We start from the raw sequence: 26984 nt of genomic DNA on the forward strand, positions 1-26984 counted from the left end.
GTGATCCACTGCCTGAAGAAGGAATCCCCGGTGCTCCCCTTGAACCACCGGCGATTCCCCTGCTATCTCTCGCCCATGACCACGTTTTCCCCGGACGCCACCGACTGGCGCATCCTCGACGTTCTCCAGCGCGAGGGACGCGCCAGCTTCGCCGAGCTGGCCCGTGCCGTGTCCATGTCTCCGAGCGCGGTGACGGAACGGGTGCGTCGGCTGGAGGAGGCGGGCGTCATCCAGGGCTACGCCGCGGTGGTGGACCCGCACCGGCTCGGCCTGTCGATCCTGGCCTTCGTACGCCTGCGCTACCCGAACGGCAACTACAAGCCCTTCCACGACCTGGTCGCCACCACGCCCGAGATCCTGGAGGCCCACCACGTCACGGGCGACGACTGCTTCGTGATCAAGGTCGCGGCCCGCTCGATGCGGCACCTGGAGGAGATCTCCGGCAAGATCGGCACACTCGGCTCGGTGACGACGAGCGTGGTCTATTCGTCTCCGCTGCCGCGACGGCCGCTCGGTCAGTGACCCCGTTGCCGCAGCACCGACCCCGACCTCCCCTTCACGACCTCCAGCTGCGCATGGATCCGCCGCCGCAGATCGGCGACATGGCTGACGATCCCGACGCTGCGATCGCGTTCGCGCAGTGAGTCGAGGACGTCGAGCACCTCGTCGAGGGTCTGGTCGTCGAGGCTGCCGAAGCCCTCGTCGATGAAGAGGGTGTCGAGGCGGACGCCGCCGGCCTCGTCGGTGACGACGTCCGCGAGGCCGAGGGCGAGGGCGAGTGAGGCGAAGAAGGTCTCGCCGCCCGAGAGGGTGGCCGTGTCCCGCTCGCGGCCGGTCCAGGCATCGACGACGTGCAGTCCGAGACCACTGCGGCCGCGGCCGGTGCGGTCGTCGGAGTGGACGAGGGTGTAGCGGCCGGACGACATGCGCTGCAGCCGTACGGTCGCGGCGGCGGCGACCTGTTCCAGGCGGGCCGCCAGCACATACGACTCCAGGCGCATCTTGCGTTCGTTGTCCGCCGAGGTGCCCGCGGTGAGCGCGGCGAGGCGGGCCACGCGGTCGTACTCGGTGCGCAGCGGGGCGAGTTGGCGCATGGCGGCGACCGTACGGGCGGACAGCCGGTCGAGTTCGGCGCAGCGGCGGGCGGCGGCGTCGCGCGCGGAGGCGGCGTCGCGCGCGTGCCGGCCGGCATCGGAGGCGGTCCGCTCCGCTGTCACGAGATCGGCGGGCGGCTGCTGGGCGGCGGCCGTGGTGTCGGCCTCGGCCAGGACAGCACGGACGGCGGCCTCCTCGAACTGCCAGGCGTCCAGCCGTCGTTGCAGATCGCGGTGCGCGGCGTCGTCGAGGAGCGCGGCGGCCGCGGCCTGCGGGGTGTCGAAGCCGGCGCGGAAGGCGGCGTCGGCGAGGCGGGCGTCGGCGTCCTTGAGCCGCTGGGCGGTGTCCTCGGCGGCGCGTGCCGTCTCGGCGGCCTCGGTGAGCACTGCCACCCGGCGCTCCAGTTGCGTGGCGCGCGCGGCGACGCTGTCGGCGGTGCCGCGGGCCTCGGCCAACTCGGTTTCCAGGGCGGTCTTCTCGCGGTCCAGCCGCTCGCGGTGGCCGACCCGGGCGGCGGCCCGGACCTCCGTCTGCTGGCGGACGGCGGTGCGCTGCTCGTGTTCCGCCTCGGCCCGCCGCAGCTCCTCGTGGGCGGAGTGCAGCGCCGAGGCGTCCCTGCGGGCCTTCGTGTACTGCTGCTCCAACTCGTCGGCCGCCTGGGCGAGTCGACTTGTCGGCTTGTCACCGGCCTCGGCGGTGGCCGCGGCCAGGGCTTCGCGTACGAGACCCAGGCGTCCTTCTGCCTCGGTGTGCCGTTCCTCCGCCCGCTGGTAGGCGGCCAGGGCCCGCTCCTCGGCTTCCCGGTCGACGTGTCCGGCGTCCTTGCGGGCGGGTGCGGGGTGGTCGACGGCGCCGCAGACGGCACAGGGCTCACCGTCCTGAAGCTGTGCGGCGAGTTCGGCGGCGATGCCGTTCAGGCGCTGTTCCTTGACGTCCAGCCAGTGCGCCTTGGCCTTGAGGGCCTGCCCCTGGGCCTCGGTCGTCTGACGTGCGGCCGTGTCCGTGTCGCCGGCCAGTTGGTCGCGCATCCGCGCGGCGGCGAGCCGCTGCCGTGCGGGCTCGCGCTGCACGGCCAGCTGGTCGGCGCGGTTGGCGGCGTCCTGCGCGGACTCGATGCGCGCCTGGAGGCCCGCCCGGGACTCCTCCCACCCGACGAGCCAGGTCTCCGCATCCAGCCGGACATCGTCGTCCGCCCGTTCCTGACGGTCCAGGTCCGCGCGCTCCGCGACGAGTTCGGCCAGCCGCCGTTCGCCGCGACGAGCCGACTCCAGCCCGCCCAGCTCCTCGGCGACGCGCCGCGCGGCGGCGGCCAGCCCGACAGCACCGGCTTCGGCGAGATCGCCCTGAGGCTCGGAGAGGGCCTGCTCGATGCCGAGATCGCCTTGAGACCGGGAGGCGGCCCGCTCGAAGCCGAGATCGCCGCCGGGCCGGAACCCGGCCGCTCCCCCACCGAACGTGCCCCGCAGCAGCGCACGCGCGCGTGCCTGTGCCGTGGCCGCCTGCCGGTGCTCCGCGTCGGCGGCCTCCCGCAGCTCCAGTGCGGGTGCCACCATCTCGGCCTTGCGGGACCGCTCCATACGCGCCTGCGCCTCGCGGTGGGCGTCGGCCCGCTCGTCCAGCAGCCGGGCCCGCCCTTGGGCCTCGGCGAACCGCCTCTGCAGCCGCGCCACTTCGCGTACGTCACCCAGGGTGCGGTCGGCGGCGGCCTGGGCGGACTCGGCGGCCAGGAGGCGGCAGTGGGCGACGGTCAGCTGCTCGCGGGCGGTGCTGCGGGCGACGGCGGCGGCGCCGAGAACGGCGTCGGCCAGACCGGGCTCGCCCGGCACCAGGTCGGGCAGCGGCATGGCGTCGCCTGCTGCCTGCTGCATGCGGTGCGCGTCGGCCAGCAGCGCCGCGTCGCCGTCGCGCACCTGGGTCTCGGCGGCCCGGCGACGCTCGGCGAGGCGCTTCTCGACGTCGGCGAACCGGTGCGTGTCGAAGAGGCGGCCCAGCAGCTTGCCGCGGGCCTCGGCGTCGGCGCGCAGGAAGCGGGCGAAGTCGCCCTGGGGCAGCAGCACGACCTGGCAGAACTGCTCACGGCTCATGCCGAGCAGCTGGGTGACCTCCTCGCCGATCTCCTGGTGCGAGCGGCTGAGGTCCTTCCAGCTCCCGGTCTGCGCGTCGTACTCGCGCAGCCAGCTCTGTGCCTTGTCGAGCGTCGTGCCCGAGCCGCGCTTCTTCGGGCGCTCCCAGGGCGGCTGCCGGGTGACCTCCAGCCGGCGTCCCGCGACGGACAGTTCGAGGCGGACCTCGGTGCGGATGCCGGCCGCGGCGTGGTCGCTGCGCAGGGTCATGCCCTGGCCGCTCTGGCGGGCGCCCGGCACGGAGCCGTAGAGCGCGTAGCAGACGGCGTCCAGGACGGACGTCTTTCCGGCGCCGGTGGGTCCGTGCAGCAGGAACAGGCCGGCCAACGACAGCGCGTCGAAGTCGACGGACTGGGAGCCGCCGAACGGCCCGAACGCCGTCACATCGAGGCGATGCAGCCTCATCGCGCCACCTCCCGCACGACCTCGTCCGCCCGCCCCGCGTCGAACGCGTCCCGCAGCACGCCCTGTTCGTGCACGTCGGGTCCGGCTCCGCGCACATGCGCCACGAAGTCCTCCGCGATCTCCTGGTCGCTGCGGCCCGCCAGCCGCCGCGCATAGGACACGTCGGGATCGTCCGGCGCCCGTTCGGGGTCGAAGACGAGGCTGAGCGTGTGCGGGAACCGCTCGGTGAGACGGACCATGGGGTCCGCGGGTCGCACCGTGTCCGTCAGGGTCGCCTCGACCCATGCCTCCCCGTGCCGGTCGAGCCCCGGATCGGCCAGCAGCTCCTCCAGCGTCCCGCGGATGCGGGCCAGCGGACGCGGCACCGGGCAGTCGACCCGCTCGGCCGTGACCGCTCCGTCGGCGTCCAGATCGACGAGCCACATGCTCTTGCGGTGGTCGGCCTCGGAGAAGGAGTACGGCAGCGGCGAGCCGGAGTAGCGGACGCGCTCGGTGATCGTCTGGCAGCCGTGCAGATGCCCCAGCGCCGCGTAGTCGGCACCCTCGAAGACCCCGGCGGGCACCGCGGCCACTCCGCCGACCGTGATGTCCCGCTCGCTTTCGCTGGCCTCGCCCCCGGTGACGAAGGCGTGCGCGAGGACCACCGACCGTGTGCCGCGCGCGCGTGTGGCGAGATCGGCGCGCACCCGGTCCGTGGCGGCGGCGAGAACGGCCTCGTGCCCGGCCTTGTCGACGCCGAACTCGTCCTTCACCAGGGCCGGTTCGAGATAGGGCAGGCCGTAGAAGGCCACGTCGCCGAAGTCGTCCTGGAGCACGACGGGTGTGCCGCACGCCGACGCCTCGGTCCGCAGATGGATGCCGGCGCGGTCGATCAGCCCCGCGCCCACGCCGAGCCGCCGCGCGGAGTCGTGGTTGCCGGAGATCATCACCGTCGGCACACCCAGGTCGGCGAGCCGGTGCAGGGCGTCGTCGAACAGCTCGACCGCGGCGAGCGGCGGCACGGCCCGGTCGTACACGTCTCCCGACACGACCACCGCGTCCACGCCGTGCTCACGCACGGTCGTGACGAGGTGGCCGATGAACTCGGCCTGGGCACCGAGCATGTTCACCCGGTGGAACGCCCGGCCGAGATGCCAGTCGGAAGTGTGCAGCAGTCTCATGATCCCCGAGACTAACGGCCGGGTCTGACAGCACGAGCGGTTACTCCCGTATCGCCCCGTCATGAACGTTCCTGCACCCACCTGTTCACGGTTCGGACTTGACCGGATATGACCAACATGCCCGAAAGATCACAAGGTCGGCGGTGCAGCAGTACTCGCGCTGCGCGTGTCAGCGCGTGACCAGTTGGTCGGCAAGGCGGCGCGCCTGGGTGAGCAGTGTGCCGTGGGTCGCCAGCGCATCGGGGTCTTCGAGCACCCCGCCGCGCAGCCTCGCCCGCAGCGCGTCCAGCGTGTGGACCATGTCGTCGACGACCTCGCGCAGCTCGTGGTCCGCGTGCCGGTCGTGACCGCCCGGGGAGAACCGGCTCTGGGGGTAGAGCCGGATCGCGCGGGCGCTGTTGCGCAGGAACTCCGCGTACGACTCGGTGACCGCCGGGCCCGGTCGCGGTTCCGGCCGATCGTCGGCACTGGCCTCCAGCAGGGCGCGGGTGACGCCCGTGGTGTGTACGGCCACGTAGTCGAGGACGGTGACCGCGTCGTCGTAGTCCTGACCGGGAGGGGCCAGGGCACGGCCGCGGGGCAGGGGATTGACGCGCAGGCTCTCGCGGCTCCAGCCGACCGCGGAGCGGGCCTGCTCCACGAGACGGAACAGCCGCAGCGCCCGCTCGTGCAGCTCCGCCGCCGCCCGGGCATCCCATTCATGGGCGGTCAGCCGGTCGGCCACCGCATCGAGGATCTCCTGCGCCTCGCGGGCCGCGCCCTCGAGTGCGACGCGAGTGCCGCGCAGGTAGACGGGGGGCCGGATCAGGGCGTTGACCGCGATGCCCACCAGTGCGCCGAAGACCGCCTCCGCGATCCGGGCCGCCGACCCGGCGAGGGTGACCGGTCCGGTCAGGACGAACAGGGCGCCCGTTGCCGCGTAGATGCCCTGGCTGCCCAGGCGCCGCCAGTTGCCCAGCAGCACCACCGCCGGCAGCACCAGGCCCATCGCCGCCATCGGGGAATCCAGCATGAGGGCGACGCCCGTGGCCACCACCGTCCCGGTGGCGATGGCCGCCAGCTGCTGCAGCCCGTGCGCGATCGACCGGTAGACCGTCGACTCCACCAGCACGACCGCCACCCACGGCGCGACGAACGCCATCGGCATCTTCAGCCACCAGCCCGCCACCGCCCAAGCCACGCACGCGGCCAGCGCCGCCTTGACGGCCTGAACCGCCAGATCCCGTTCACGGCCCGGCCGCTCCCACGCGAGCCGGACGGTCTCTCCTACTGCCCTGATGAGCCGCCGGACGTGCGGCACCGCTCCACGCATCGCCTGCATGCGGGCCGGGTGCCACATCTGCGGGCCTTGACCCACCAAGGGCGTCACGCCCCGCGCGTCAGGCGTCCTGGAAGGCCGTCTCGGCCTGCTTCCGGCGCAGTTCCTCCAGGGTGCTCTGCTGGCGCCGGGCGCGGTCGAGCAGGTCGTCGAGCAGCCGCCGGTCGAGGCGCGCGTCGGTGTCGGCGAGCATGCGGAGCGTCTCCCATGCGGCGGCCTTGCCCTCGACACCCAGCCGCAGCCCCTCCAGTTCCCACAGCGTGCTGAGCGGAGAACGGCGTACGAGATGGCCGTTGCTCTTGAGCCGCCCCACCCGCTCGGCCGCCCGGCCCGCGTAGACCTTGTAGTGCCGCACCGGGACACCTAGCAGCCGCATGATGCGGATCAGGCTCACCCGGTCCTCGGCGATCTCGTCGGCGACCGGCCCCAGGACCTCGACGAGAGGGGAACCGTCGTCCGACCGCGCGAGGTGGCGGGCCCGGTCGGTTCCGGCGGTGGCACCGGCGAGATGGTCGTTGAGGTAGATCCCCAGGTAAGACGTACCGCCGCCCGGGGCGAAGACGCCGTGCCGCGTGTCGGAGCCCGTTCGGTTGCTCATGGCGTGTCCCTTCACGATCGCGGGCCGACTCGGCGAGTACCCGTTCCGGGGCGGGCAGCACGCATGATCCGGGAGTCGCACCCGAGCAGGGACGAGAAGGGGGACCGTCTCAGGCGTCCCCGTACGCCTCTCCCCCGAGCTCGAACCCGGCCGTTCCCGCCGTCACGTCCGCGAGCCACGCCCGGAACGCCTCCACATCGGCGTCCGGCAGGCCGATCTCGATCGTGACCGCCTCCCCGTACCGCACGTCCCGCACCTCGCGCCCGGTCGACCGCAGGTCGTTCTGCACCTTGCCCCCGCGCTGGTGGTCGACGGTCACGGTGGCCAGCCGGAAGCGGCGTCGCGTGAGCGTGCCGAGCGCGTCCAGCGCCTCGCCGACGGCTCCGCCGTACGCCCGGATGAGGCCGCCGGCGCCGAGCTTGACGCCGCCGTAGTAGCGGGTGACGACGGCGACGACGTAGCGCATGTCGCGGCGCAGCAGCATCTGCAGCATGGGCACCCCGGCCGTGCCGCCCGGTTCCCCGTCGTCACTGGCCTTCTGGATCGAGGCGTCGGCGCCGATCACGTAGGCCCAGCAGTTGTGGGTGGCGTCCGCGTGCTCCTTGCGGATGGCGGCGAGGAAGTCCTGGGCCTCCTGCTCCGTGGCCGCCGGGGCGAGCGCACAGATGAAGCGTGAGCGGTTGACCTCGGTCTCGTGCACGCCCGCGCGGGCGACGGTGCGGTACTCGTCCTGCATCCGGCCAGCCTATGCGGAGCGTCCACGGCGGCCCGCGCGGGAGGTGCGGGCACACGCGCGTGCCCGCCGCCTCACTCCTTCTTGCCCCGCGCCACCATCACACCCGTCAGCAACGCCGTCCCGGGCGCGAGGTCCCTCCAGGAGGTGCCGTGCCAGGCCAGTACGGCGATGGCCGACGTGGGGAACTTCGTGCGGACCTCCTCCAGGGTGTCGGCGAGGGCGTCCCCGGCGAGTTCCAGGACGAGATCCTCCAGGCCGGGGTTGTGCCCGACCAGGAGCAGCGTCCCGATCTCGGGGGACGCCTCGTGGACGACCTCCAGCAGCTCGGGCACGTCCGCCGCGTACACCCGCGGGTCATGGCGCACCGGGGGCGGGGTGCCCCACTGGGCGGAGGCCAGCTGCCAGGTCTGACGGGTGCGTACGGCGGTGGAGCACACCGCGAGGTCCGGCAGGCAGTCGGCTTCGGCGATCATGCGGCCCGCGACGGGGGCGTCCCGGCGGCCGCGTGGTGCGAGGGGGCGTTCATGGTCGGCGACGCCGTCCGGCCAGGCGGATTTGGCGTGCCGCAGGACGATGAGCCGGCGCAGCGGGCCCGCTGCGAAGTGCGCGGTCACGACAGGCCTCCCAGGTCGCGGGCGAGGTCGAGGCCGAGGAGGCGGTCGGCGTAGGCGAAGGTCTCGAAGCGGGCGCCGTCCGGCACGTCGGACGCGCTCTCCACCCAGCGCAGCACTCCGAGCACCCCGGGCAGGTCGAGGTCGTCCTCCCAGGCGGTGCGCAGCTCCGCCCGGACCTCGTCGGGGATGGGCCGCGACGGCTGCCGTGCCCATGCGGCGACGGCACCGCGCCAGCGCAGCAGCGTGTCGTGGGCGTCGCTGAGGGCGGCCGCGTCGAGCTCTACGGGCACGCTTCTGCGCCGGGAGAGCAGGGCGAGGCGCAGTGCGGCGGGATCGGCGTCCTCGGGCGGTGCCTGCGAGTGCACCGGTGCGACCGCGAGCCGTACGCCGTCGGGTTCCGCGCCGCCGCCCTCGCGCACCACGTGGATGACCTGTGCCTCGCCCAGGCCCGCGGTGGCGTCCCGGCCGTCCTCGAAGGGCCGGATGCCCAGCGCCGCGGCGCCGGCCCGGAGCTCCGCCTGCTGCCGCTCCTCGTCGAGCAGCGCCCACACCGGCGTACCGCCGAGTTCCAGGGCACGCACGAGGAGGTCGGCGGCGAGCAGCACGCGCAGGGCGGTGACGTCGAAGCCCTCCGTATGCGCCTCGACGCGGGTCAGGCCCCGGCGGGCGGGCGCGGCGTCGACGGGCTCGCCGGTTCGGTCGTCGATGATGCGCAGCACGGAGCGAGCGTAGGTGCAGGCGCGGTCGTCCGCAGCCATCCGGCGCGCTTCCCGGGCGGCGTGGCGGGAGTCGGCTCCGTCCGGAGTGCGCTGGTCATCGGTGTCGTAACCGGGCATCGCCACCCCCTGCCGTGCGGACTGCCCGAACGGTACTGCGCACCGGCCCGCCCGGACAGGAGTGCGGTGCGGGGTCGCGCGGAAAGACGGAGGTCGCTCGTGCGGTGGGGAATCCTGGCGATGCGCCGTCCGTTGTGGGTGGTGACGACAGCAGGACGGCTGTCCTGCGCAGCACGAGGAGGCCAGTGGTGTACGGCGACGACGCGGCGGTCCACAGGATTCTGACCGAACTGGGCGACACCTGGGCGATCGTGGGCCTGTCGTCGAACCAGCGGCGGGCCGCGTACGGGGTCGCCGGTGTGCTCCAGCGCTACGGCAAGCGCATCGTGCCGGTCCATCCGAAGGCGGAGACGGTGCACGGTGAGCAGGGGTACGCCTCCCTGGCGGACATCCCCTTCGACGTGGACGTGGTCGATGTCTTCGTGAACAGCGATCTCGCGGGTCCGGTCGCCGACGAGGCGGTCGCCGAGGGCGCCAAGGCGGTCTGGTTCCAGCTGGGCGTCATCGACGAGGCGGCGTACGACCGCACGCGCGCGGCGGGCCTGGAGATGGTCATGGACCGCTGCCCGGCGATCGAGATACCCCGCCTGGGCTAGGCCGCCCCCGGCCCGGCCGACCGGAGCGGCGCCCGGAGCCCTCCCCTCCCGCTCTGTCCCCCCGCATAATGCTCGGGTGACTTCCACCTCCCCCCACCCCAACTCCACCCCCACACAGCGCTTTCCGGTCGTCATCGTGGGCGCCGGGCCGGCCGGACTCACCCTCGGCAACATCCTGCGGGCGGCCTCCGTCGACTGTCTGGTCCTGGAGATCGAGACGCGCGAGTTCATCGAGCAGCGGCCGCGGGCCGGGGTGCTGGAGGAGGGGGCGGTACACGGACTCCAGCGGCGGGGCCTCGCGGACAATCTGCTGGCGCGGGCCCAGCGGCACACCGAGTGCGAGTTCCGGTTCTCCGGGGAGCGCTACCGGTTCGAGTACGCCGAGCTGACGGGCACTCACCACTGGGTCTATCCACAGCAGTTCCTGGTGACGGACCTGGTGCGCGAGTACGCCGACGTGCGCGGCGGGGCCATCAGCTTCGGCGTGCGGGACGTCGAACTGCACGACCTCGACACCGAGCACCCCTCGGTGTCGTACACCTGCCCGGAGACGGGACAACGGCATGTCGTGCACTGTGACTTCGTCGCGGGCTGCGACGGGGCCCGGGGGGCCACGCGTGCCGCACTGCCCGGCGACCGGGCCCGTATCTCCCGCAGCGACTACGGCATCGGCTGGCTGGCGCTGCTCGCCGAGGCGCCGCCGTCCTCCGACTGCGTCCTGTTCGGCATGCACCCGCGCGGGTTCGCCGGGCACATGCCGCGCAGCGCCGAGGTGACCCGCTACTACCTCGAGTGCCCGCCGGGCGACGACCCGGAGAACTGGTCGCACGACAGGGTCTGGACGGAACTCCAGCAGCGGCTCGGGGCGACGGGCGTGCCGCCGCTGACGGAGGGGCGGCTGATCGAGAAGCGCGTCCTCGACATGCACAACTACGTCGTCGAGCCCATGGTGTTCGGCCGCCTCTTCCTGGCCGGCGACGCCGCCCATCTGACCGCCCCCATCGCCGCCAAGGGCATGAACCTCGCCCTGCACGACGCCTTCCTCCTCGGCGACGGGTTGGTCGCCCATCTCACGAAGGGGGACGGCACCGGCCTGGACGGCTACTCGGCGGCCTGTCTCAACCGGGTGTGGGACTACCAGGAGTTCTCCCACTGGCTTTCCGAGGTCTACCACGGCACATCGTCGGGCGACCCGTACCGGGCGGGCACCACCCTCGCCCGCCTCCGCCGCATCTTCGACTCCGAGACGGCGGCCAGGGCGTTCGCCGAGCAGTACCTGGGCAGGCTGACCGCGGGCTGAGGGCCCTGGCGCCGAACCGGGAAGCCTCGGCGCCGTTACTCAGTCGTGCAGCGGCCGGTCGCTGAGCCGGTGGTCCGCCACGTTCAGCGCCTCGTCGACGAGGCGGCGCAGATGTCCGTCGCGCAGGGAGTAGATCACCCGGCGGCCCTCCTTTCGCGTGTTCACCAGGCCCGCGAGGCGTAGCCGGGCCAGGTGCTGACTGACGGCGGGACGGGCCGCGCCGCAGGCCTCCGTGAGCGTCGTGACGTCGGCCTCTCCGGCCGTCAGGGCGTGCAGGAGGGTGAGGCGGGTGCGGTCGCCGAGCAGGGCGAGGAGTTCGGCGGCGAGCGCGAACTGCTCCTCGCCCGGGGTGCGCGGATGCGCATCCTGTGCAGTTGATAGGTGCATGCGTGCGCTCATACGCACATAATGGCGTCGTGGGCGGCCCGCGTCCACTCCCGCGCACCGGAAGGGGACCGCCGTGAGCGACAGCCACGAGCACGGTCATGGCCACGAGCACCACCATGACCACGGGCACGATCACCGTCACGGCCATCCCCACCCCCACCCCCATGCTCGCTCCCGCACCGGAGCCGGATTCCGCCACCGTCTCACCCACCGCATCACCCACCTCCTCAAGCCCCACTCCCACGAGACGGCCGACAAACTCGACTCCGCCCTGGAGTCCTCGGCCCGTGGCATGCGCGCGCTGTGGGTCTCGCTGGCGGTGCTCGGCGTGACGGCGCTGGCCCAGGCGGTCGTCGTGGTCGCCTCCGGGTCGGTGGCGCTGCTCGGCGACACGGTGCACAACACCGCTGACGCGCTGACCGCCGTACCGCTCGGGATCGCCTTCGTCCTGGGCCGGCGCGCGGCGACGCGCCGCTTCACCTACGGCTACGGGCGGGCCGAGGACCTCGCCGGCATCGCCATCGTGCTGACGATCGCCGCGTCCGCGGCCTTCGCGGCGTGGACGGCCGTCGACCGCCTCCTCGACCCGCGGCCGGTGCAGCAGATTCCGGCCGTCGCCGTGGCGGCACTCGTCGCTTTCGCGGGGAACGAGTGGGTGGCCCGCTATCGGATCCGGGTCGGACGGGAGATCGGCTCGGCCGCGCTGGTCGCGGACGGGCTGCACGCCCGCACGGACGGATTCACCTCACTGGCCGTCCTGTTGAGCGCCGGGGGTGCGGCTCTGGGCTGGCAACTCGCGGACCCGATCGTCGGCTTGGCGATCACGGCCGCCATCACTCTGGTGCTGCGGGACGCGGCGCGCGAGGTGTTCCGGCGGGTGATGGACGCGGTGGACCCGGCCTTGGTGGACCGGGCCGAGCAGGCGCTGCGGGAGGTCGCGGGGGTGCGTGAGGTGGGCGAGCTGCGGCTGCGCTGGATCGGGCACCGGCTGCGCGCCGAGGTGGCGGTCGTCGTGGACGGCGAGGCGACGGTACGGCAGGCGCACGCCATCGCGGTGGACGCCGAACACGCCCTGCTGCACGCCGTACCCCGGCTCACCGCGGCCCTGGTCCACGCGGATCCGGCGCCGGTGCCGGGCGAGGCCGATCCGCATCTTGCCCTCGCCCACCACGCGGCGGCCTGAGGGGTCAGATCGCGACGCCCAGCCCCTCCAGTACGACCGCCCCCGGCAGCTCGGCGAACGCTTTGCCCGGCACCAGCAGTTTGCCGCGCCTGCGCCCGCTGCCGACCAGGACGTACGGCAGGTCGACGACGGCCGAGTCCACCAGCACCGGCCAGCCGTCGGGCAGCCCGAGCGGGGTGATGCCGCCGTACTCCATACCGGTCTCGCCGGTGGCCGTGTCCATGGAGGCGAACGACGCCTTGCGAGCGCCGAGTTGGCGGCGCACGACACCGTTGACGTCGACCCGCGCGGTGGAGAGCACGACGCACGCGGCGAGCGTGGTCTCGCCGCCGCGCCTGCCGGCGACGACCACGCAGTTCGCGGACCGCTCCAGCAGTTCCTGCCCGTAGTGCTCGACGAAGACGGCGGTATCGGCCCACTGCGGGTCGGTCTCGACGTAGATGATCTGGTCGGCGGGGACGCTGCCGCGCCAGTTTCGTACGGCGTCGGCGACCGGGCGGGTGAGTTCGTCAAGGCGGTCCGGGGCCGGGTCGGCGCTGTCGAAGTGTCCGATGGGTGCGTCCATGAGCGCACGCTAACAGGACCGCCGACGCCGTCTGGGTGATGTCTCAGCGGGCGGGCGGGACCGAGACGGCCAGCATCCACTCCGTGGGGACGTCGCCCTGATTGCCGTAGATGTGCGGGGCGTCGGCCTCGAAGGTGGCGCTCGAGCCGGCCGGGACGAGGTACTCCGTGCCGTCGACGGTGAGGGTGAGTTCGCCCGCCATGACGTGGACGATCTCGACGGTGCCGACGGGGTGCGGGTCCGAGGCGCTGCTCTCGCCCGGCATCACCCGCCAGTGCCACATCTCCAGCGGGCCGGGCGCCTCGGTCCCGGCCAGGAGCCGGCTGTGGCTGCCCGCGTCGGTGTGCCACAGCCGCACCACCTGGTCGGCCGGGACGATCCGCACCTTCGGCCCCTGCTCGTAGTCGAGCAGGGTGGTGATGCTGATGCCGAGCGCGTCGCCGATCTTGATCACCGTGCCGAGGCTGGGATTGGTGCGCGCCTGCTCGATCTGGATGAGCATGCCGCGGCTGACTCCCGCCCGGGCGGCGAGCACGTCCAGCGTGAAGCCGCGCACCGCGCGCCAGTGCTTGACATTGCGCGCCAGGGACTGGGTGAGCAGTTCGAGGTCCGACACATTCCGTCCAACGTTGCGGAGTCCAATATTCTGGATGACAGGGTTCACCCGACTGCACTACGGTGGGTTGCACCCGATCGTGCATCGAACTGTACTGCGAGGCCCTCGTGACAGCACTCTTCGCCCTGGCCACGAGCCTGCTGTGGGGTCTGGCCGACTTCGGCGGCGGCTTGCTGACCCGGCGTACCCCGGCGCTGACGGTGGTCGTCGTCTCGCAGGCGATAGCCGCGATCGTGCTCGGCGTGATCGTGGTGGCCACCGGGGCCTGGAGCGAGGCCGGTTCACAGCTGTGGTTCGCGGTCGCGGCCGGCGTGGTGGGCCCGGTCGCCCTGATCTGCTTCTACAAGGCGCTCGCGCTCGGCCCGATGGGCGTGGTCTCCCCGCTCGGCACCGTGGGCGTGGCCGTCCCGGTCGGGGTGGGTCTCTTCCTCGGCGAGCGGCCCGGACCTGCACAGGTCGCGGGGATCGCGGTCGCCGTCGTCGGTGTCGTCCTCGCGGGCGGACCGCAGTTGCGCGGCGCGTCCGTGCAACGGCAGGCCATCCTGCTCACGCTGATCGCGGCCTTCGGCTTCGGCACGGTGTTCGTACTGATCGCGGAGGCGTCGACGACCGTCACCGGTCTGTTCCTGGCGCTCTTCGTCCAGCGCCTCATCAATGTGGCGGCGGGCGGCCTCGCGCTGTACGCCTCGGTGCGGCGGGGCGCCGCGGCCCTCCCGGAAGACGGTTTCGCCTGGCGTCTGCTGCCGGCGTTCGCCTTCTGCGGTCTCGCCGACGTCGCGGCGAACGGCACCTATGTGGTCGCCGCACACCACGGCCCGGTCACCGTGGCCGCCGTGCTCGCCTCGCTCTACCCGGTGGTGACCGCCGCGGCCGCGCGCGGCTTCCTCCGGGAGCGGCTGCGGGCGGTGCAGGCGGCGGGTGCGGGGCTCGCGCTGGTCGGCTCAGTGCTGCTCGCGGCCGGCTGACTCAGGACTCCGCGTCCACTTCCGCGAGTCGAGCGGCCTCCTTCTCGTCCAGCGCGGCCAGCTTCGCCGCCGCCTCCTCGTCCAGCTCCGTGAGCTTCGCCACCGTCTCCTCGTCCAGCTCGGCCAGCGCCTGGAGCTGCTCGGGGGTGACCCCGTCGGGTATCGGCACGGGCGCCGGCGTGCGAAGCGGCGGCTGCCATCCGTCGTCGGGAGTCCAGCGCCGTACGACACGGGCGGGCGCGCCCGCCACCACGGCGTGGTCGGGCACCGTGCCCCGGACCACCGCGCCGGCCGCCACCACGACGTTCCGACCGATGCGCGCGCCGGGCAGGATCACGGCCCCGGTGCCGATCCAGCAGCCCGGGCCGATCTCGACCGGCTCCATACGCGGCCACTGCTTGCCGATGGGCTCGTGGGGATCGTCGTAGGAGTGGTTGGTGGAGGTGACGTAGACGTACGGCCCGAAGTAGCAGTCACTGCCGATGGTGACCGTCGTGTCCGCGATGACATGACTGCCGCGGCCCAGCACGACCCCGTCACCGATGCGCAGGATCGGCTCCGGACCGAGGTCGAGGTCGGGCATCAGGCCGGCCGTCAGCGTCACCTGCTCGGCGACGATGCAGTGGGAGCCGAGGTGGATCCAGGGTTCGCCGAAGACGGTGCCGAGCGGGAAGGCCAGACGGGTGACTTCGCCGATCGAGCCGAAGCGGAAACGGCCGGGGTGGTCCGCCGTGACCGAACCCGTGCGCTGCACCCAGGCCCAGCCGGCGTGGACGGCCCGCTGCGTCAGTCGGCGTCGCCAGGATGAGAACGTGTTCTTGCGCTTCGGCACGGGCTCACCGTACTTACCGCACGGCGCCCGCATGAGGTGCAGGGCCTGTGATCTTCGCCCTACCGGGTGGCGTAGCGTTCCGCTGTACCGCGGACGACAGGAGAACGGTGATGACGCACAAGGCGCTGATCAAGGGCATCGGCGGCAAGGAGCCGAAGATCGACGAGGCGACCTTCGTCGCGCCCACGTCCGCGGTGATCGGGGACGTGACGCTCGAGGCGGGCGCGAGCGTCTGGTACGGCGCGGTCGTACGGGGCGACGTGGAGCGGATCGCCGTCGGTGCGCAGAGCAACATCCAGGACAACTGCACGCTGCATGCCGACCCCGGCTTTCCCGTGACCATCGGGGAGCGGGTGTCGGTCGGCCACAACGCCGTCGTGCACGGGGCGACCGTCGAGGACGACTGTCTGATCGGTATGGGCGCGACCGTGCTGAACGGTGCCGTGATCGGGGCGGGGTCTCTGGTCGCCGCTCAGGCTCTGGTGCCGCAGGGGATGCGGGTGCCGCCCGGGTCGCTGGTCGCGGGGGTCCCGGCGAAGGTGAAGCGGGAGCTGACGGAGGAAGAGCGTCAGGGCGTCACCCTCAACGGAACCTTGTATGCGGAGTTGGCCAAGGCGCACCGGGAAGAGCACGGGGCGTAGAGGTCGTACGCCGTCTGCGGGTTGTATGTGGCCGGTCGCGCGGTTCCCGGCGCCCCTGAAAGGGCGCTTCAGTCCCCGGCGCCGACCGTTTCCGGTTCCTGGTGGGCCGTCTGGGCGTTCTTCGCCTTGCGCTTGATGATCAGCATCGACGTCAGGCCGACCAGGACCGCCGCCACGAGGCCCAGCCACGAGAAGCGCTTCAGCCAGGACTCGGCGACCACTCCGACGTAGTAGATGACCGCCGTCGTGCCGCCCGCCCAGACGATGCCGCCGAGGACGTTGGCGGTCAGGAACTTCCAGTACGGCATCCGCAGTACGCCCGCGAGCGGGCCGGCGAAGATCCGCAGGAGCGCGACGAAGCGGCCGAAGAAGACGGCCCACATGCCCCACTTCTGGAAGGAGCGCTCGGCGGTCGCGATATGGCCCTCGCTGAAGTGCCTGGGGAACTTCCCGCCCAGCCAGGCCAGCAGTGGGCGGCCCCCCTTGCGGCCGATGGCGTAGCCGATGGAGTCGCCGATGATCGCGCCCGCGCTGGCGCAGGCGCCGAGCACGAAGGGGTCGATGTCACCGTGCTGCGAGGCGAGCAGCGCCGACGAGACCAGGATGATCTCGCCGGGCAGCGGGATGCCCAGGCTCTCCAGGCCGATGACCACGCCGACCAGCAGATAGATGGCGAGCGGGGGCACCGTTTCGAGCCATTCCTGGACGTGCAACGCCGCTTCCTCTCAAGTCCTGGACCCTGTGTTTCCCGGCGCACGCTCAGCAGTGAGCGTGCGCCGGGGCAGCCTACCCGGTCTGTGTGACGCGCTCGGTGTCCCAGAGGTTGCACCGGTGCTCACGATGCACGGTGTTGCTCAGCACATTCCCGCCGGTGGATGTTGGGCGCAGGGCCAGGACGGTGCCGGTCCCGGCGGGCATCGCGGGCTGTCCGGTCGCCCGCGGCACCCCTTCCCGGACGAAGGAACCCCAGTACTGGACCATCTGCCGGGCCAGCGTCCGCTGCTCGGCGTTGAGCGGGGTCGGCAGCCCGAAGTGCTTGAAGAGGTACTGCACCTCATTGACATGCGTCGCGCCGAAGTCGAAGTCCGTGCCCAGGTTCCGCAGGGAGGCGAAGGGCGGCGAGGTGCGGTCGGCGAACTCGTACGCGTAGACCTGGCCGCGTCCCGCGAGCGTGCCGTCGAGGCGGAGCGCCGGGCAGGCGAAGAGCTGGTCGCCCAGGGCCGTGGCGTAGGCGATGGTCGGCGAGGGGTACGACGACAGCGGGTAACGGGTGAGTGCGGCTTCGCCGTAGTCGGTCCTCATCACCGTCGGGTACTGGTCGGCGGTGAGCGGGGTGCCGTTCAGATCGAAGCGGCCGAAGGCGAAGAGGCGTCCCTCGTCCTGGTTGGCGCCGTTCATGACCGGTAGGCCGGCCGCGGCTCCTCTCGCGAACGCCTCCTTCGGCTGCCTCGGCAGGAAGGCGCCGCCGGCCACGGGCGCCCAGTCGAACCCGCCCTGCGCGGCCAGGATCTCGGCGGCCGGTTTGGCGCGCAGACAGGCCAGGTCCGCGCAGCCGAGCTTGCTCGCGAAGGCGGCACCCTGGGCCACGGCCGTCTCCTGTGTACGCGCGGCGCAGTCGCCGTACGCCCCGCTCTGGATGATCCCGGCCCGGAGCAGGCCCTTCGCCGTCGGTGAGGCCAGCTGGGTGCAGACCGAGCGGCCGCCCGCCGACTCGCCCGCGATCGTCACGCGGCCCGGGTCGCCGCCGAAGCGGCCGATGTTCGCCCGCACCCAGCGCAGCGCAGCCTGCTGGTCGAGCATGCCGAAGTTGCCGGACACCCCGTCGTGGGCCTCGTCGTCGAGCCCGGCGGTGGCGAGGAAACCCATCGCCCCGAGGCGGTAGTTGACGGTCACCACGACCGTGCCGGTCTGCCGGGCGAAGGTGTCGGGGACAACGTCCTGACCGGCCCCGGCGGTGAGTCCGCCGCCGTGGAACCAGACGAGGACCGCGCGACGGGCGACACCTTCAGGGGCGTAGACATTGAGGTCGAGACAGTTCTCGGTGTGGCTCGGCTGCTCGTAGCCGGGGTCCCAACTCGCGCTCTGCACACACGTGTTGCCGAAGTCCCGCGCCGTTCGCACGCCTTGCCAGGGCCGCACCGGGCGCGGTTCCCGCCAGCGGAGTCCCCCGACCGGCGGCTGCGCGTAGGGGATGCCGAGGAACTGCCGTCCCTCGGCGGTGGTTTCGCCCCGTACCCAGCCGGCGTCGGTGCGGACGACGGGCGGGTCGGCCGCCTGCGCCGGCACGGGAGTGACGAGGGCGGCCGCGAGGGCCATGAGTGCCACGGACAAACGACGTATCACCGGTCCACCTCCGCTTGATGAACATGGGACCTTGATGAACATGGGACAACACGCGTGCGGCGGGAAAACTATGAACCCTGGTGACTCGTGTCAATGACCCGAACGAGAAACGGCCGAATGGCGTCAAGAAGTGAAGAGCGGCTCGGCCGGGTGGGGTCACCCCGGCGGGGTGACCCCTGACTAGCGGAGGGCGGAGTCGAGCGTGGTCGTGACGGTGCCGACGACCGTGGACACCGTGGCCGTCACCTCGGCCGGGAGGGCCGCGACGGTGTCGAGCGGGGTGTCGGGCGGGGGTTCGTCGCCCGAGCCGGCCTGGACGTACCGCGTCTCGTACTGCGACTGCGGGGGCTCCGCGGGCCGGCCCGGCCCGTCCTGCGAGGGCTCGGCGCCGGGCGGTTCGGGGATGGCGTCGTGCGGGGTGCCGCGATCGGGCTCCAGGGGCGCGGCGTCCTGCCCCTTCTTCCGCTGGCCTCCCGCATCGTCGCCGTTCTGCGGCGCCTCCTCCTTCTTCATCTGCCCGCCCACGTCGGCCAACCCCCCGTCGAGCATCCAGCGCTGCGCCCGGGAGCCGTCGCGTTCGGCGACGACCACGCTCCCGCCCTCGCCGCGTGCGACCGCCACCCGCGCGGCCCGGCGCAACAGCAGCTCGCCGTGGACGGTGAGGTCGTAGCGCACCTCGCCGGCGTGAGCGAGACAGTTGGCCAGCACGACCCTGCCCTCGTCGGGGTCGGAGTCGAGGCAGAGGGCGGGGTCCGCGGCGCTGCGCAGCACGCCGTTGTCCCGGTACGACCACTGCTGGGACGCGGCGGACGAGCACTCGGCCAGCTCGGCCCGGACTCCGGTGCGGACCACGCCTTCGCGCAGGTCCAGGCACAGGCCGCCGTCGAGGTTGCGGAGCCTGCCCTGGGCGATCTCGACGGGACTCTCAGCCGAGGCGGCCGACGGTGAGCCGTCGGCCGAGGGCTCTTCGACGGCGCTCGGCTGCACGGAGTTGCCACTGGGCGCGCCCCAGGTGGCGTGGGCGTCGGGGACGCCGTTCTCGTCCGACCAGCCCTTCGCGGTGAGCACGGTCACGAGCAGGGCGAGGGAGGTCACCCCCACCCCCACGGCGACGGCCTTGCCGCGCACGCGCGGCGGGGCGATGCGCTCCGGGCGGTGACGGCCGCCGCGTCGGGGACGGTCGCCCGACATCGGTCCCGTACCGCCTCGCCCGGGCCGGGAGTCGAGATAGCGGCGGGCACCCCAGCCGAGCACGGTCTCGGCGAGCAGCACCTCCAGACCGCCCTCGAAATGGCTCAGCTGCTCGGCGGCGTGCCGACAGTAGCGGCACTCCATCAGATGCTGCTGGACATCGGGCAGCAGGGCCCCGCCCCGTCGAATGGGGACGTCGAGGAGGCGGTTGTAGAAACGGCATTCCCGGGTGGGGGCGAGTTCGCCGTGGGCGCGGACACAACCCCGGCGGAATTGCTCGCGCACTCCCTCCAGCGCGGCCGACGCGGTGGGCGTGTCAACCCCCAGCAGACCAGCGGGTATGGTTATCGGTTCCGCCTCGACCTCGGTGTGCCAGAGGAGGCATTGCGAGGCCCCCGGCAGGGCCTGGAATGCGCGCTCGGCGATTTGCCGCCTTTCGGGCGTCACGGACCGCGCGGCGCGCATCCCACGCCCGCCGGTCGGTTTGGCGAGTTCCGGCAGCAGTGCGGAAATGCCGTCGTCGGCCGCCCACTCCTTCACCATGTCCCTGACGGCGACGAGGAGTTGGGGGCGCAGCGCGCCGCCGGCCGGTCGGCGGAGCACGCGCTGGAACGCCGCGGCGGCGACCATGGCGGCCGAACTCTCCGTGGACACCAGGCAGATGGCTGCGTAGTCGTGGGTGGCTCGCCAGTGCCGCGCCATCAACAGGGCGACGGAATGGGGGTTCACGCCGTCCTCGTCCAGGCTCGCGACGAGATCGCGATCGGACTCTCCCGGGCTCGCTCCGGGCCGTGGCGGGTACGGCGGTCGTGGGGGGTAAGGGGATTGCACTGAACCATTTCCTTCCCAGCCGCAGGACGGCAAGGGGAATGCGCGTCCATCGGAAAAGCAGGTGCCTGATTGGTGCATACCTGGGCCGTGTCACCTGTGGACCGGCTATCGGGTCGCTCACTTTCGCACAAGCGACGCACAAGTAACAAGAAGTTCGAGTGACCGACGTTCAAGAAGCGAGAAATTCAAAAGAGTTACCGCCGGTATCCGCACCCGCATTCGAAATCGCCATCGAACCGGGTGCCAACTTGTGTGCGGACAAAGAACATCGGTCCACGGAATCTTCAACTCCGCATGCCGCACAGCAGGCTCCGAGGTTTCTCTCGGCGTCCTCTCATCCCCGTGCGTCAGCATGGCCCGCATGATCGTCCCCCACACGACACCCACCCCCGAGGCGACCCGTACGGTCCGCAAGGCGGTCGTCCCGGCCGCGGGCCTCGGCACGCGGTTCCTGCCCGCGACGAAGGCGACACCCAAGGAGATGCTGCCGGTCGTCGACAAGCCGGCCATCCAGTACGTCGTGGAGGAGGCCTCGGCGGCCGGTCTCGACGACGTCCTGATGATCACGGGCCGGCACAAGCGGGCCATCGAGGACCACTTCGACCACGCCTTCGAGCTGGAGCAGGCCCTCGCGGCCAAGGGCGACACCGTACGGCTGGACGCGGTGCGCGATCCGGCCCGGCTCGCCGACATCCACCACATCCGCCAGGGCGACCCCCTCGGCCTCGGCCACGCGGTGCTGTGCGCCCGCCATCACGTCGGCGACCAGCCCTTCGCCGTCCTGCTGGGCGACGACCTCATCGATCCCCGCGAGACACTGCTCAGCCGGATGCTGGAGGTCCGCGACCGTCACCTGGGCAGCGTGATCGCCCTCATGGAGGTCCCGCCGGAGCAGATCCACCTCTACGGCTGCGCGGCGGTCGAGGAGTCGGGCGAGGACGGCGTGGTCCGTGTCACGGGCCTGGTGGAGAAGCCGTCGCGCGGGGACGCGCCGAGCCGCTACGCGGTCATCGGCCGCTACGTCCTCGACCCGGCCGTCTTCGGCATCCTGGAGCGCACCCCGCCCGGCCGCGGCGGCGAGATCCAGCTCACCGACGCGCTGCAGGAACTGGCGACGGACGGCACGGTCCACGGAGTCGTCTTCGAAGGCCTGCGGTACGACACCGGCGACAAGGCGGACTATCTGCGCACAGTGGTCCGCCTGGCGTGCGACCGACCGGATCTGGGGCCGGAGTTCATGTCCTGGCTGAAGGAGTTCGTGGCCGGACTGGAGGGCGGCGGGGCGCGGCGGAAGCGGCTCGCGGCCTGAGGGGTCACGAGCCGGTTGGAGAACAGGGGCCCGTCGGACCCCTGCTTGCCCTACGGGGCGGGCTCAGCTGTTCGGACGCAGGGTCCAAACCACCGTCATCTCACCGGTGACGGCCCCGTCCGCGCGCTGGATCGCGATCGTCACCGGGAACTCGGGGCGCTCCCCCGCGTCCAGCTCCGCGACGACGTCGGCGGCCGGGCGGCCCAGCGTCGCGGTGGCGGTGACGGCGCCCATGGCGAGCTTCTTGTAGGCGATCTCGGCGCTGACAGCGAGCGGCACGGCACGTGAGAGCTGGGCGCCGAACGCGGCCAGCACGATCGCACCGCTGGCGGACTCGCCGAGCGTGAACATCGCGCCGGCGTGCGGACCGCCGACGTGGTTGTGGAAGTCGCCCTGGTCCGGCAGAGCCACCACGGCCTTGTCCGGCGTGGTCTCCAGGAACTCGAGGTTCAGGGTCCGGGCCATGGGCACCGTGGCGGCGAGCATCTCGCCGATGGACATCTGGTCTGCGCTCATGACGGTCATGTTACCCATGGGTAGGAATTTGGGAACAGCCTGAGCCGGATGTGACGAACGTCGTATCCGCCACGCCCAACGGCGTCTCCGCACGGGGCCCCGACACGTCCGGCCCTCGCCCGGCCGGGCGGGCTCATCCGGTGCGTGACCTGCAGTCCGCTTGGCAAATCGAGTTCCGGGCGGCGATAGTCGGCCGGTGACCTCCGCCGCCGATCTTCGCCGCCGTCCCCGCCGACCCTCGTGGGCGGGCCGTAACTACAGCCTCCTGACCGCCGCCGCGTTCGTCACGAACCTCGGCAGTCACGGCGCCCTGATCGCGGCGGCGTTCGCGGTGCTGGAGGCGGGCGGCGACGGCGGGGACGTGGGCCTGGTGGCCGCGGCCCGCACGCTGCCCCTGGTGCTCTTCCTGCTGATCGGCGGCGCCGTCGCGGACCGGCTCCCCCGGCACCGGGTGATGGTCGCGGCCAACGCCCTCAACTGCGTCTCACAGGCCGCCTTCGCCGTACTGGTCCTGTCCGGGGAGGCGCAGCTGTGGCAGATGATGCTGCTCACCGCGCTCGGCGGCACCGGCCAGGCGTTCTTCAGCCCGGCGGCCGAGGGCATGCTGCTGTCGTCGGTCCGAGGGGAGCAGGCGAGCCGGGCGTTCGCCGTGTTCCGGATGGCGATGCAGGGTGCGGCGGTGGGCGGGGCGGCGCTCGGCGGTGCCATGGTGGCCGTGATCGGGCCCGGCTGGGTGCTGGCGGCGGACGCGGCGGCCTTCGCGGTCGCCGGTTCCATGCGGGCGTTCCTCGACGTGAGTCACATACCGCGGCGCGCGCCGGGCGGCGGCATGCTCGCCGATCTGCGGGAGGGCTGGCGGGAGTTCGCGGGGCGGCCGTGGCTGTGGGGCATCGTCGTCCAGTTCTCCATCGCCAACGCGGTCGTCGGCGCGGCGGACGCGGTCTACGGTCCCCTGGTCGCCCGGGACCATCTGGGCGGGGCCGGTCCGTGGGGCCTGGCCCTGGGCTTCTTCGGGGCGGGCACGGTCGCCGGCGCCCTCCTCATGACCCGCTGGAAGCCACGCCGCCTCCTGCTCGCCGGCACCCTGTGCGTCTTCCCGCTGGCCCTTCCCTCGGCCGCGCTCGCCGTACCGGTGCCGATCACCGTCCTGTGCGCGGTGATGTTCCTGACCGGCGTGACGCTGGAGGTGTTCGGCGTCTCCTGGATGACCGCACAGCACCCTCGCGAAGGTAACTTCTTTGTATGGCTGGTGACTTGGTACGACGCGCGCACTGGGGGAACCTCGAAGGGCAGAACTGGGCCGGACTGGCCCGTTTGTCGACCGAGGAGGCTGAGGGCGAACTCTCTTCTGACGACAGCTTAGAAGGGCAGTCGCGCCCCAGGTTCATGACCGGCAGGGACATCAAGAGCACCGAGGAGCAAGAGAGGGACGGCCGTCAGTTCGTCGAGAGCCGAGGCGGACGGTACGTGTTTACGTACATGGAGCCGGACACGTCGGCATGGAAGCGCCGGCGCGTGCGTCTGCCGGACGGCAGCATCGGGTACCGCGTCGTACGGCCCGTGTACGAGGGCGCGTTGGAGGACCTGAAGCAAGCGAAGGCCCCGAACGGCGAGCGCATCGACGGCCTGATCGTCTACGACATCGACCGTCTGACCCGAGACCCCCGGCACCTCGAAGACGCGATCGAGACCGTGGAGCACTACCTCCGCCCGATCATCGACATCACGGGCACTCTGGATCTGTTGACCGACAACGGGCGCGCCATGGCCCGTGTAGTCGTTGCCATGGCCAACAAGCAGTCAGCCGACACGGCCCGCCGAGTGCGCCGCAACCACAAGGCGAGGCGGGACCGGGGCATACCCGTGGGAGGCACGCGCCCGTTCGGGTGGCAGGAAGACAAGCGCACTCTGAACCCCGCCGAGGCTCAGCACATCCGGGAGGCGGCGAAGCGCATCATCCTGGGCGTTGAGTGGCATGCGATCGTTGCCGACTGGAACCGCAAGGGGATCACTACGTCCAAGGGCAACCCGTGGACGTAGATCGGTCTCAGGGACATGATGCGAAATCCGCGGCTGTGCGGTTACCGATCTCACGTCGTGATCGATTTCGATCCGGAGTCGGGTCGAGAAATCAGGTGCCTGGCGACCGCGCGCAATGATCAGGGCGAGCCGGTCAAGGGACGGTGGACGCCGATCTTGGAGGTGGCCGAGTGGGAGGCCATCCAAGAAATCATCGGCGACGGTCCGATGCGTGGGGGTAGCCACAACACACGCGTTTACCTGGCCAGCGGCACGCTTCGCTGCGGCAAGGAGGATTGTGGCTCCTTGCTGCGCGCGATGAAGTCCGCGCCGAGCCGGGGCAAGCCGGAAGGCTACTTCTATTACGTCTGCCCAGCGAAGACCACGGGCAGAGGGTGTGGCGGTGTCAAGCTCCCTGGGCCAGAGACGGACGAGTTGATCCGCAAGCTGGTGATTGCGAAGTATGAGGAAGAGGCCAGCCAGCGACAGACCGTCAAGGCGCCGGCGGAGTGGCCGAAGGAGGCCGAACTGTCGTTGGTCCGTGAGGACCTCTCTGACCTTAAGGTGGCCCGCCGTGAGCGGAAGATCAGCGCCGAGCGGTACTACTCCGATCTCGCCGAGTACGAGGCCGAGGAGCAGCGACTGAAGAGGGAGCGCAACGCGTGGCAGCGTAAGACGCTCGCGGACCAGGGTGAACCCGTGGATATGGCTGAGGAGTGGGACAGGGATGGAATCACGCTGGCTGAGCGTCGGTCGTACGTCGCGCGGACGCTGAGGGCCCTGGTAGCACTTCCCGTGGGGAGTGGACGCCGAGTGCCTTTGCGTGACCGGCTGGTTCCGGTGTGGGCCGAGCACTAAGCCGTCTACGCCAAATAGCCCTATAATTAGTGATATGCCAGCGCATTTATGGATCAGTCAGCCTCATGATCCGGAAGCGGCCTTGCCCTGTTGAAATCGCAATCTTCGACGGTGTGCGGGGGAGCCATGATCGCCATCAAGTTCTTGATTTCCTTGTGCGCTCTGCCAATCGCGCTCGTCGTTGCGGCCTTGATCAGTTTCTCGTGCTTGCTTGGCGCTGCCGCAGGCCTCATCATCGGTGCCCCCGTGCTGGCACTTGGCGTTGCGCTCGGAGACAAGGACAAGGGTGCCGCCAACGGTCTTGCTGACTGGATTGCGAAGTGCTTCAGGGCGGCTGTGGATATCCCTTCGCACGTATTCGACAACGTCTATGGAAGTATTTGGGACGAAGATGTCCCTAGCGGCACGGACCGGTCACCCTGGTAAGGCGGTGGTTACGGGGTCCATCCTGCGTGGAGACTTCCACACCCAAGGCTGCGTTCATCCGGCGCCACTGGGCATCAGACCAACGGGGAGCGCTGCGTGCGTGTGCCCGAGCCCAAGTCATGTCCTGGTCTTCCTGGCCGTCATGCGGGTGCGGCACCCAGCCACCCCCACTCAGCCGCCAGTGATTTGGTGATCTCGCGGTTCGTGGCAAGGTCGTCGGCGACTCCGGCCACGATGAGGGCTGCGCCGGGGGTGTGGCCGGAGCCTGCGTAGCGCCAGTGCCGTTCGGTGATCGCGTCAGTGCTGTCGGTCTGGCCCATGTGGTGGGCGCGTTCGGCGCGTAGCGCTGCATAGGTGGTGGAGTAGGCGCGGGATTTGGTGAGGATGTGGCCCCGGTAGCCGAGGGTGTGGGTCCAGGGCCGCAGACGGAGCGGTTCATACTCGGGAAGGCCGCCAAAGCGCCAACAGGCGCGCATGAGGGTGCGGACGTGTGTGCTGACGGGTGCCGCGGCGATATCGGCCCAAGTGGTGAGTGGGTGGTCGAGGCCGGCGCCGGTCTCGCTGGCTCCCTTGGTGACGTACTTGGCGACGTACGCGGCTACGGCGTCATCGCCCGGGCCGTCCCCGTCGACGTTGAGGCGCCGGGTGTCGACCTGCTCGCCCCAGCGAAGAACCAGTTCACCCACGGCCGGGCTGTGGGGTGTGCGAACGCGGACCCGCCGGGCGGAGGCGCGTACAGCGTGGGTGAGGAGGTCGGTGGTGGCCCAGGCCGGGGGGTTGTTGTCGGGTCCGGCCGGTCCGTCAAGGCGGACGACGGCATGGACGTGGACCGCCGCCCGTTTCTGGTATTCGGCGACACGGGCGAAGGAGAGCCGGGCGTGATCGGCGAAGCGGGACTGTACGAGGCCAGCCGAGGAGGCGAGGCGCCGCCGTACGTCGATAGCGAAGCGGTCCCACAGCTTGGAGGCGTGAGCGTGCCACAGCACGTGGGCGGTGTAGTCGTAGCAGTCGCCGCAGAGCGGTTGGCCGACAACCGGCACGTTCGGGGTGTGGACGGCGCCGCAGCCGAGGGGACGGCCGTGCTCACACCGGCCACCGTCTCGGCGGGGGCGGCACAACTCCCCTGCTCGGTGAACCGGGCCGAAGGACGGAGCGGTGAGGGTGACGAAGAGCCGGGGTCGGTGCCGGACCGTGGTCGGGACGTTCTTGCCACCGAGGAGGCCGGCGCGGACGAGGTGGAAGGTGTCTCCGGCGTGGAGGCGGGAGCAGGCCGGGCAGACGGTTGCGCGTCGGTTGCGGCAGCGGACGAGGAGGCGTTCGCCGGGTTCGGTGCGGGTGTCGTAGTGGTGGAGGATTTCGCCGGTTGTGCCGTCCAGGGTGGTGGTCGAGCCGGAGAGGTGGACGGGGTGGGAGCAGCCGCCGGTTGCGGTGATCTGCTCCAGCCAGCGCGGGAACTTGGGATCTTGGGCGATGCGGATTGCGTCGCGGTCTGCTTCGGGGATCTGACGCAGGCGCGCCGCG

27 protein-coding genes are annotated in these 26984 nt (G+C 71.6%); 11 read left to right on the forward strand and 16 right to left on the reverse strand.

Features of this window, described 5'->3' with window-relative positions; translation table 11 throughout:
• Positions 1-75 precede the first annotated feature (75 nt).
• A complete protein-coding gene (locus tag ACFQ6S_RS37080) occupies positions 76-522 on the forward strand; it encodes an Lrp/AsnC family transcriptional regulator (RefSeq protein WP_383419500.1) in 447 nt (148 codons plus the stop codon).
• On the opposite strand, the gene ACFQ6S_RS37085 is transcribed toward ACFQ6S_RS37080, so the two are convergent.
• The 7 genes from ACFQ6S_RS37085 to ACFQ6S_RS37115 all read right to left on the reverse strand — a co-directional run bounded on the left by ACFQ6S_RS37085 (position 516) and on the right by ACFQ6S_RS37115 (position 8807).
• Positions 516-3623 carry an AAA family ATPase gene (locus tag ACFQ6S_RS37085; protein ID WP_383419502.1) on the reverse strand — a complete coding sequence of 1036 codons (3108 nt, stop codon included), beginning with the start codon at positions 3621-3623 and terminating at the stop codon, positions 516-518. The two genes, ACFQ6S_RS37080 and ACFQ6S_RS37085, sit on opposite strands and share 7 nt — an antisense overlap.
• Positions 3620-4783 carry an exonuclease SbcCD subunit D gene (locus ACFQ6S_RS37090; RefSeq protein ID WP_383419504.1) on the reverse strand — a complete coding sequence of 388 codons (1164 nt, stop codon included), beginning with the start codon at positions 4781-4783 and terminating at the stop codon, positions 3620-3622. Before ACFQ6S_RS37090 ends, ACFQ6S_RS37085 begins: the two co-directional genes overlap by 4 nt.
• Positions 4784-4952: 169 nt before the next feature.
• Positions 4953-6104 (reverse strand): aromatic acid exporter family protein, encoded by a 1152-nt coding sequence (locus ACFQ6S_RS37095; protein ID WP_383419505.1) that lies wholly within the window; start codon positions 6102-6104, stop codon positions 4953-4955.
• A gap of 58 nt (positions 6105-6162) precedes the next feature.
• Positions 6163-6699, reverse strand: a complete 537-nt coding sequence (locus ACFQ6S_RS37100; protein ID WP_383419507.1) for a hypothetical protein — start codon at positions 6697-6699, stop codon at positions 6163-6165.
• 109 nt (positions 6700-6808) lie between these two features.
• Complete coding sequence (locus ACFQ6S_RS37105) at positions 6809-7435, reverse strand: YigZ family protein (protein ID WP_383419509.1); 627 nt, start codon at positions 7433-7435, stop codon at positions 6809-6811.
• Between the two features lie 71 nt (positions 7436-7506).
• Positions 7507-8049 carry a SixA phosphatase family protein gene (locus tag ACFQ6S_RS37110; protein ID WP_383419510.1) on the reverse strand — a complete coding sequence of 181 codons (543 nt, stop codon included), beginning with the start codon at positions 8047-8049 and terminating at the stop codon, positions 7507-7509.
• A complete protein-coding gene (locus ACFQ6S_RS37115) occupies positions 8046-8807 on the reverse strand; it encodes a hypothetical protein (RefSeq protein ID WP_383419736.1) in 762 nt (253 codons plus the stop codon). The genes ACFQ6S_RS37110 and ACFQ6S_RS37115 overlap by 4 nt, the downstream gene beginning before the upstream one ends.
• 266 nt (positions 8808-9073) lie before the next feature.
• Here ACFQ6S_RS37115 and ACFQ6S_RS37120 point away from each other — a divergent pair, with 266 nt between their 5' ends.
• Both ACFQ6S_RS37120 and ACFQ6S_RS37125 read left to right on the forward strand, forming a co-directional pair.
• Entirely contained in the window at positions 9074-9481 is a 408-nt protein-coding gene (locus tag ACFQ6S_RS37120; RefSeq protein ID WP_383419512.1) for a CoA-binding protein, read from the forward strand.
• Between the two features lie 76 nt (positions 9482-9557).
• Positions 9558-10781, forward strand: a complete 1224-nt coding sequence (locus ACFQ6S_RS37125; protein WP_383419514.1) for a 4-hydroxybenzoate 3-monooxygenase — start codon at positions 9558-9560, stop codon at positions 10779-10781.
• Between the two features lie 39 nt (positions 10782-10820).
• Here ACFQ6S_RS37125 and ACFQ6S_RS37130 read toward each other — a convergent pair whose 3' ends face one another.
• A complete protein-coding gene (locus ACFQ6S_RS37130) occupies positions 10821-11180 on the reverse strand; it encodes an ArsR/SmtB family transcription factor (RefSeq protein WP_383419516.1) in 360 nt (119 codons plus the stop codon).
• A gap of 61 nt (positions 11181-11241) precedes the next feature.
• Between ACFQ6S_RS37130 and ACFQ6S_RS37135 the strand changes: the two genes are divergently transcribed.
• A complete protein-coding gene (locus ACFQ6S_RS37135) occupies positions 11242-12351 on the forward strand; it encodes a cation diffusion facilitator family transporter (RefSeq protein ID WP_383419518.1) in 1110 nt (369 codons plus the stop codon).
• A 4-nt stretch (positions 12352-12355) separates the two neighbouring features.
• Here the strand turns inward: ACFQ6S_RS37135 and ACFQ6S_RS37140 are convergent, their stop codons facing one another.
• Together ACFQ6S_RS37140 and ACFQ6S_RS37145 are read right to left on the reverse strand one after the other, a co-directional pair.
• Entirely contained in the window at positions 12356-12916 is a 561-nt protein-coding gene (locus ACFQ6S_RS37140) for a YbaK/EbsC family protein (RefSeq protein WP_383419520.1), read from the reverse strand.
• A gap of 43 nt (positions 12917-12959) precedes the next feature.
• Entirely contained in the window at positions 12960-13532 is a 573-nt protein-coding gene (locus ACFQ6S_RS37145; protein WP_383419522.1) for a helix-turn-helix domain-containing protein, read from the reverse strand.
• A 107-nt stretch (positions 13533-13639) separates the two neighbouring features.
• Between ACFQ6S_RS37145 and ACFQ6S_RS37150 the strand changes: the two genes are divergently transcribed.
• Positions 13640-14497: an EamA family transporter gene (locus tag ACFQ6S_RS37150; RefSeq protein ID WP_383419524.1), complete on the forward strand. Its 858-nt coding sequence runs from the start codon at positions 13640-13642 to the stop codon at positions 14495-14497.
• Position 14498: 1 nt separating this feature from the next.
• Here the strand turns inward: ACFQ6S_RS37150 and ACFQ6S_RS37155 are convergent, their stop codons facing one another.
• The gene (locus tag ACFQ6S_RS37155; protein WP_383419526.1) at positions 14499-15329 is read right to left on the reverse strand and encodes an acyltransferase; all 831 of its coding nucleotides are present in this window, start codon (positions 15327-15329) and stop codon (positions 14499-14501) included.
• Between the two features lie 110 nt (positions 15330-15439).
• Between ACFQ6S_RS37155 and ACFQ6S_RS37160 the strand changes: the two genes are divergently transcribed.
• Positions 15440-15970, forward strand: coding sequence for a gamma carbonic anhydrase family protein (locus ACFQ6S_RS37160; protein ID WP_383419528.1), 531 nt, complete (start codon positions 15440-15442; stop codon positions 15968-15970).
• A gap of 68 nt (positions 15971-16038) precedes the next feature.
• Here the strand turns inward: ACFQ6S_RS37160 and ACFQ6S_RS37165 are convergent, their stop codons facing one another.
• The 3 genes from ACFQ6S_RS37165 to ACFQ6S_RS37175 all read right to left on the reverse strand — a co-directional run bounded on the left by ACFQ6S_RS37165 (position 16039) and on the right by ACFQ6S_RS37175 (position 20134).
• Positions 16039-16683, reverse strand: a complete 645-nt coding sequence (locus ACFQ6S_RS37165) for a DedA family protein (protein ID WP_383419530.1) — start codon at positions 16681-16683, stop codon at positions 16039-16041.
• A 73-nt stretch (positions 16684-16756) separates the two neighbouring features.
• Positions 16757-18286, reverse strand: coding sequence for a carboxylesterase/lipase family protein (locus tag ACFQ6S_RS37170; protein ID WP_383419738.1), 1530 nt, complete (start codon positions 18284-18286; stop codon positions 16757-16759).
• Between the two features lie 207 nt (positions 18287-18493).
• Positions 18494-20134 carry an RICIN domain-containing protein gene (locus ACFQ6S_RS37175; RefSeq protein WP_383419740.1) on the reverse strand — a complete coding sequence of 547 codons (1641 nt, stop codon included), beginning with the start codon at positions 20132-20134 and terminating at the stop codon, positions 18494-18496.
• Between the two features lie 562 nt (positions 20135-20696).
• Here ACFQ6S_RS37175 and galU point away from each other — a divergent pair.
• Positions 20697-21644, forward strand: a complete 948-nt coding sequence (gene galU / locus ACFQ6S_RS37180) for a UTP--glucose-1-phosphate uridylyltransferase GalU (protein WP_383419532.1) — start codon at positions 20697-20699, stop codon at positions 21642-21644.
• Positions 21645-21707: 63 nt separating this feature from the next.
• On the opposite strand, the gene ACFQ6S_RS37185 is transcribed toward galU, so the two are convergent.
• Positions 21708-22160 carry a DUF4442 domain-containing protein gene (locus ACFQ6S_RS37185; protein ID WP_383419534.1) on the reverse strand — a complete coding sequence of 151 codons (453 nt, stop codon included), beginning with the start codon at positions 22158-22160 and terminating at the stop codon, positions 21708-21710.
• Between the two features lie 196 nt (positions 22161-22356).
• Between ACFQ6S_RS37185 and ACFQ6S_RS37190 the strand changes: the two genes are divergently transcribed.
• The 4 genes from ACFQ6S_RS37190 (at position 22357) to ACFQ6S_RS37205 (ending at position 25463) form a co-directional block, all read left to right on the forward strand.
• Positions 22357-23523, forward strand: coding sequence for an MFS transporter (locus ACFQ6S_RS37190; RefSeq protein WP_383419536.1), 1167 nt, complete (start codon positions 22357-22359; stop codon positions 23521-23523).
• Positions 23475-24200 (forward strand): recombinase family protein, encoded by a 726-nt coding sequence (locus ACFQ6S_RS37195; RefSeq protein ID WP_383419538.1) that lies wholly within the window; start codon positions 23475-23477, stop codon positions 24198-24200. Before ACFQ6S_RS37190 ends, ACFQ6S_RS37195 begins: the two co-directional genes overlap by 49 nt.
• Positions 24201-24257: 57 nt before the next feature.
• Positions 24258-25037 (forward strand): zinc ribbon domain-containing protein, encoded by a 780-nt coding sequence (locus ACFQ6S_RS37200; protein ID WP_383419540.1) that lies wholly within the window; start codon positions 24258-24260, stop codon positions 25035-25037.
• A gap of 126 nt (positions 25038-25163) precedes the next feature.
• The gene (locus ACFQ6S_RS37205; protein ID WP_383419542.1) at positions 25164-25463 is read left to right on the forward strand and encodes a hypothetical protein; all 300 of its coding nucleotides are present in this window, start codon (positions 25164-25166) and stop codon (positions 25461-25463) included.
• A 140-nt stretch (positions 25464-25603) separates the two neighbouring features.
• Here the strand turns inward: ACFQ6S_RS37205 and ACFQ6S_RS37210 are convergent, their stop codons facing one another.
• Positions 25604-26974: a replication initiator gene (locus ACFQ6S_RS37210; protein WP_383419742.1), complete on the reverse strand. Its 1371-nt coding sequence runs from the start codon at positions 26972-26974 to the stop codon at positions 25604-25606.
• Positions 26975-26984 lie beyond the last annotated feature (10 nt).

Origin of the sequence: Streptomyces sp. NPDC056479, from assembly GCF_042795335.1 — a bacterium.
Taxonomy (GTDB): Bacteria; Actinomycetota; Actinomycetes; order Streptomycetales; family Streptomycetaceae; genus Streptomyces.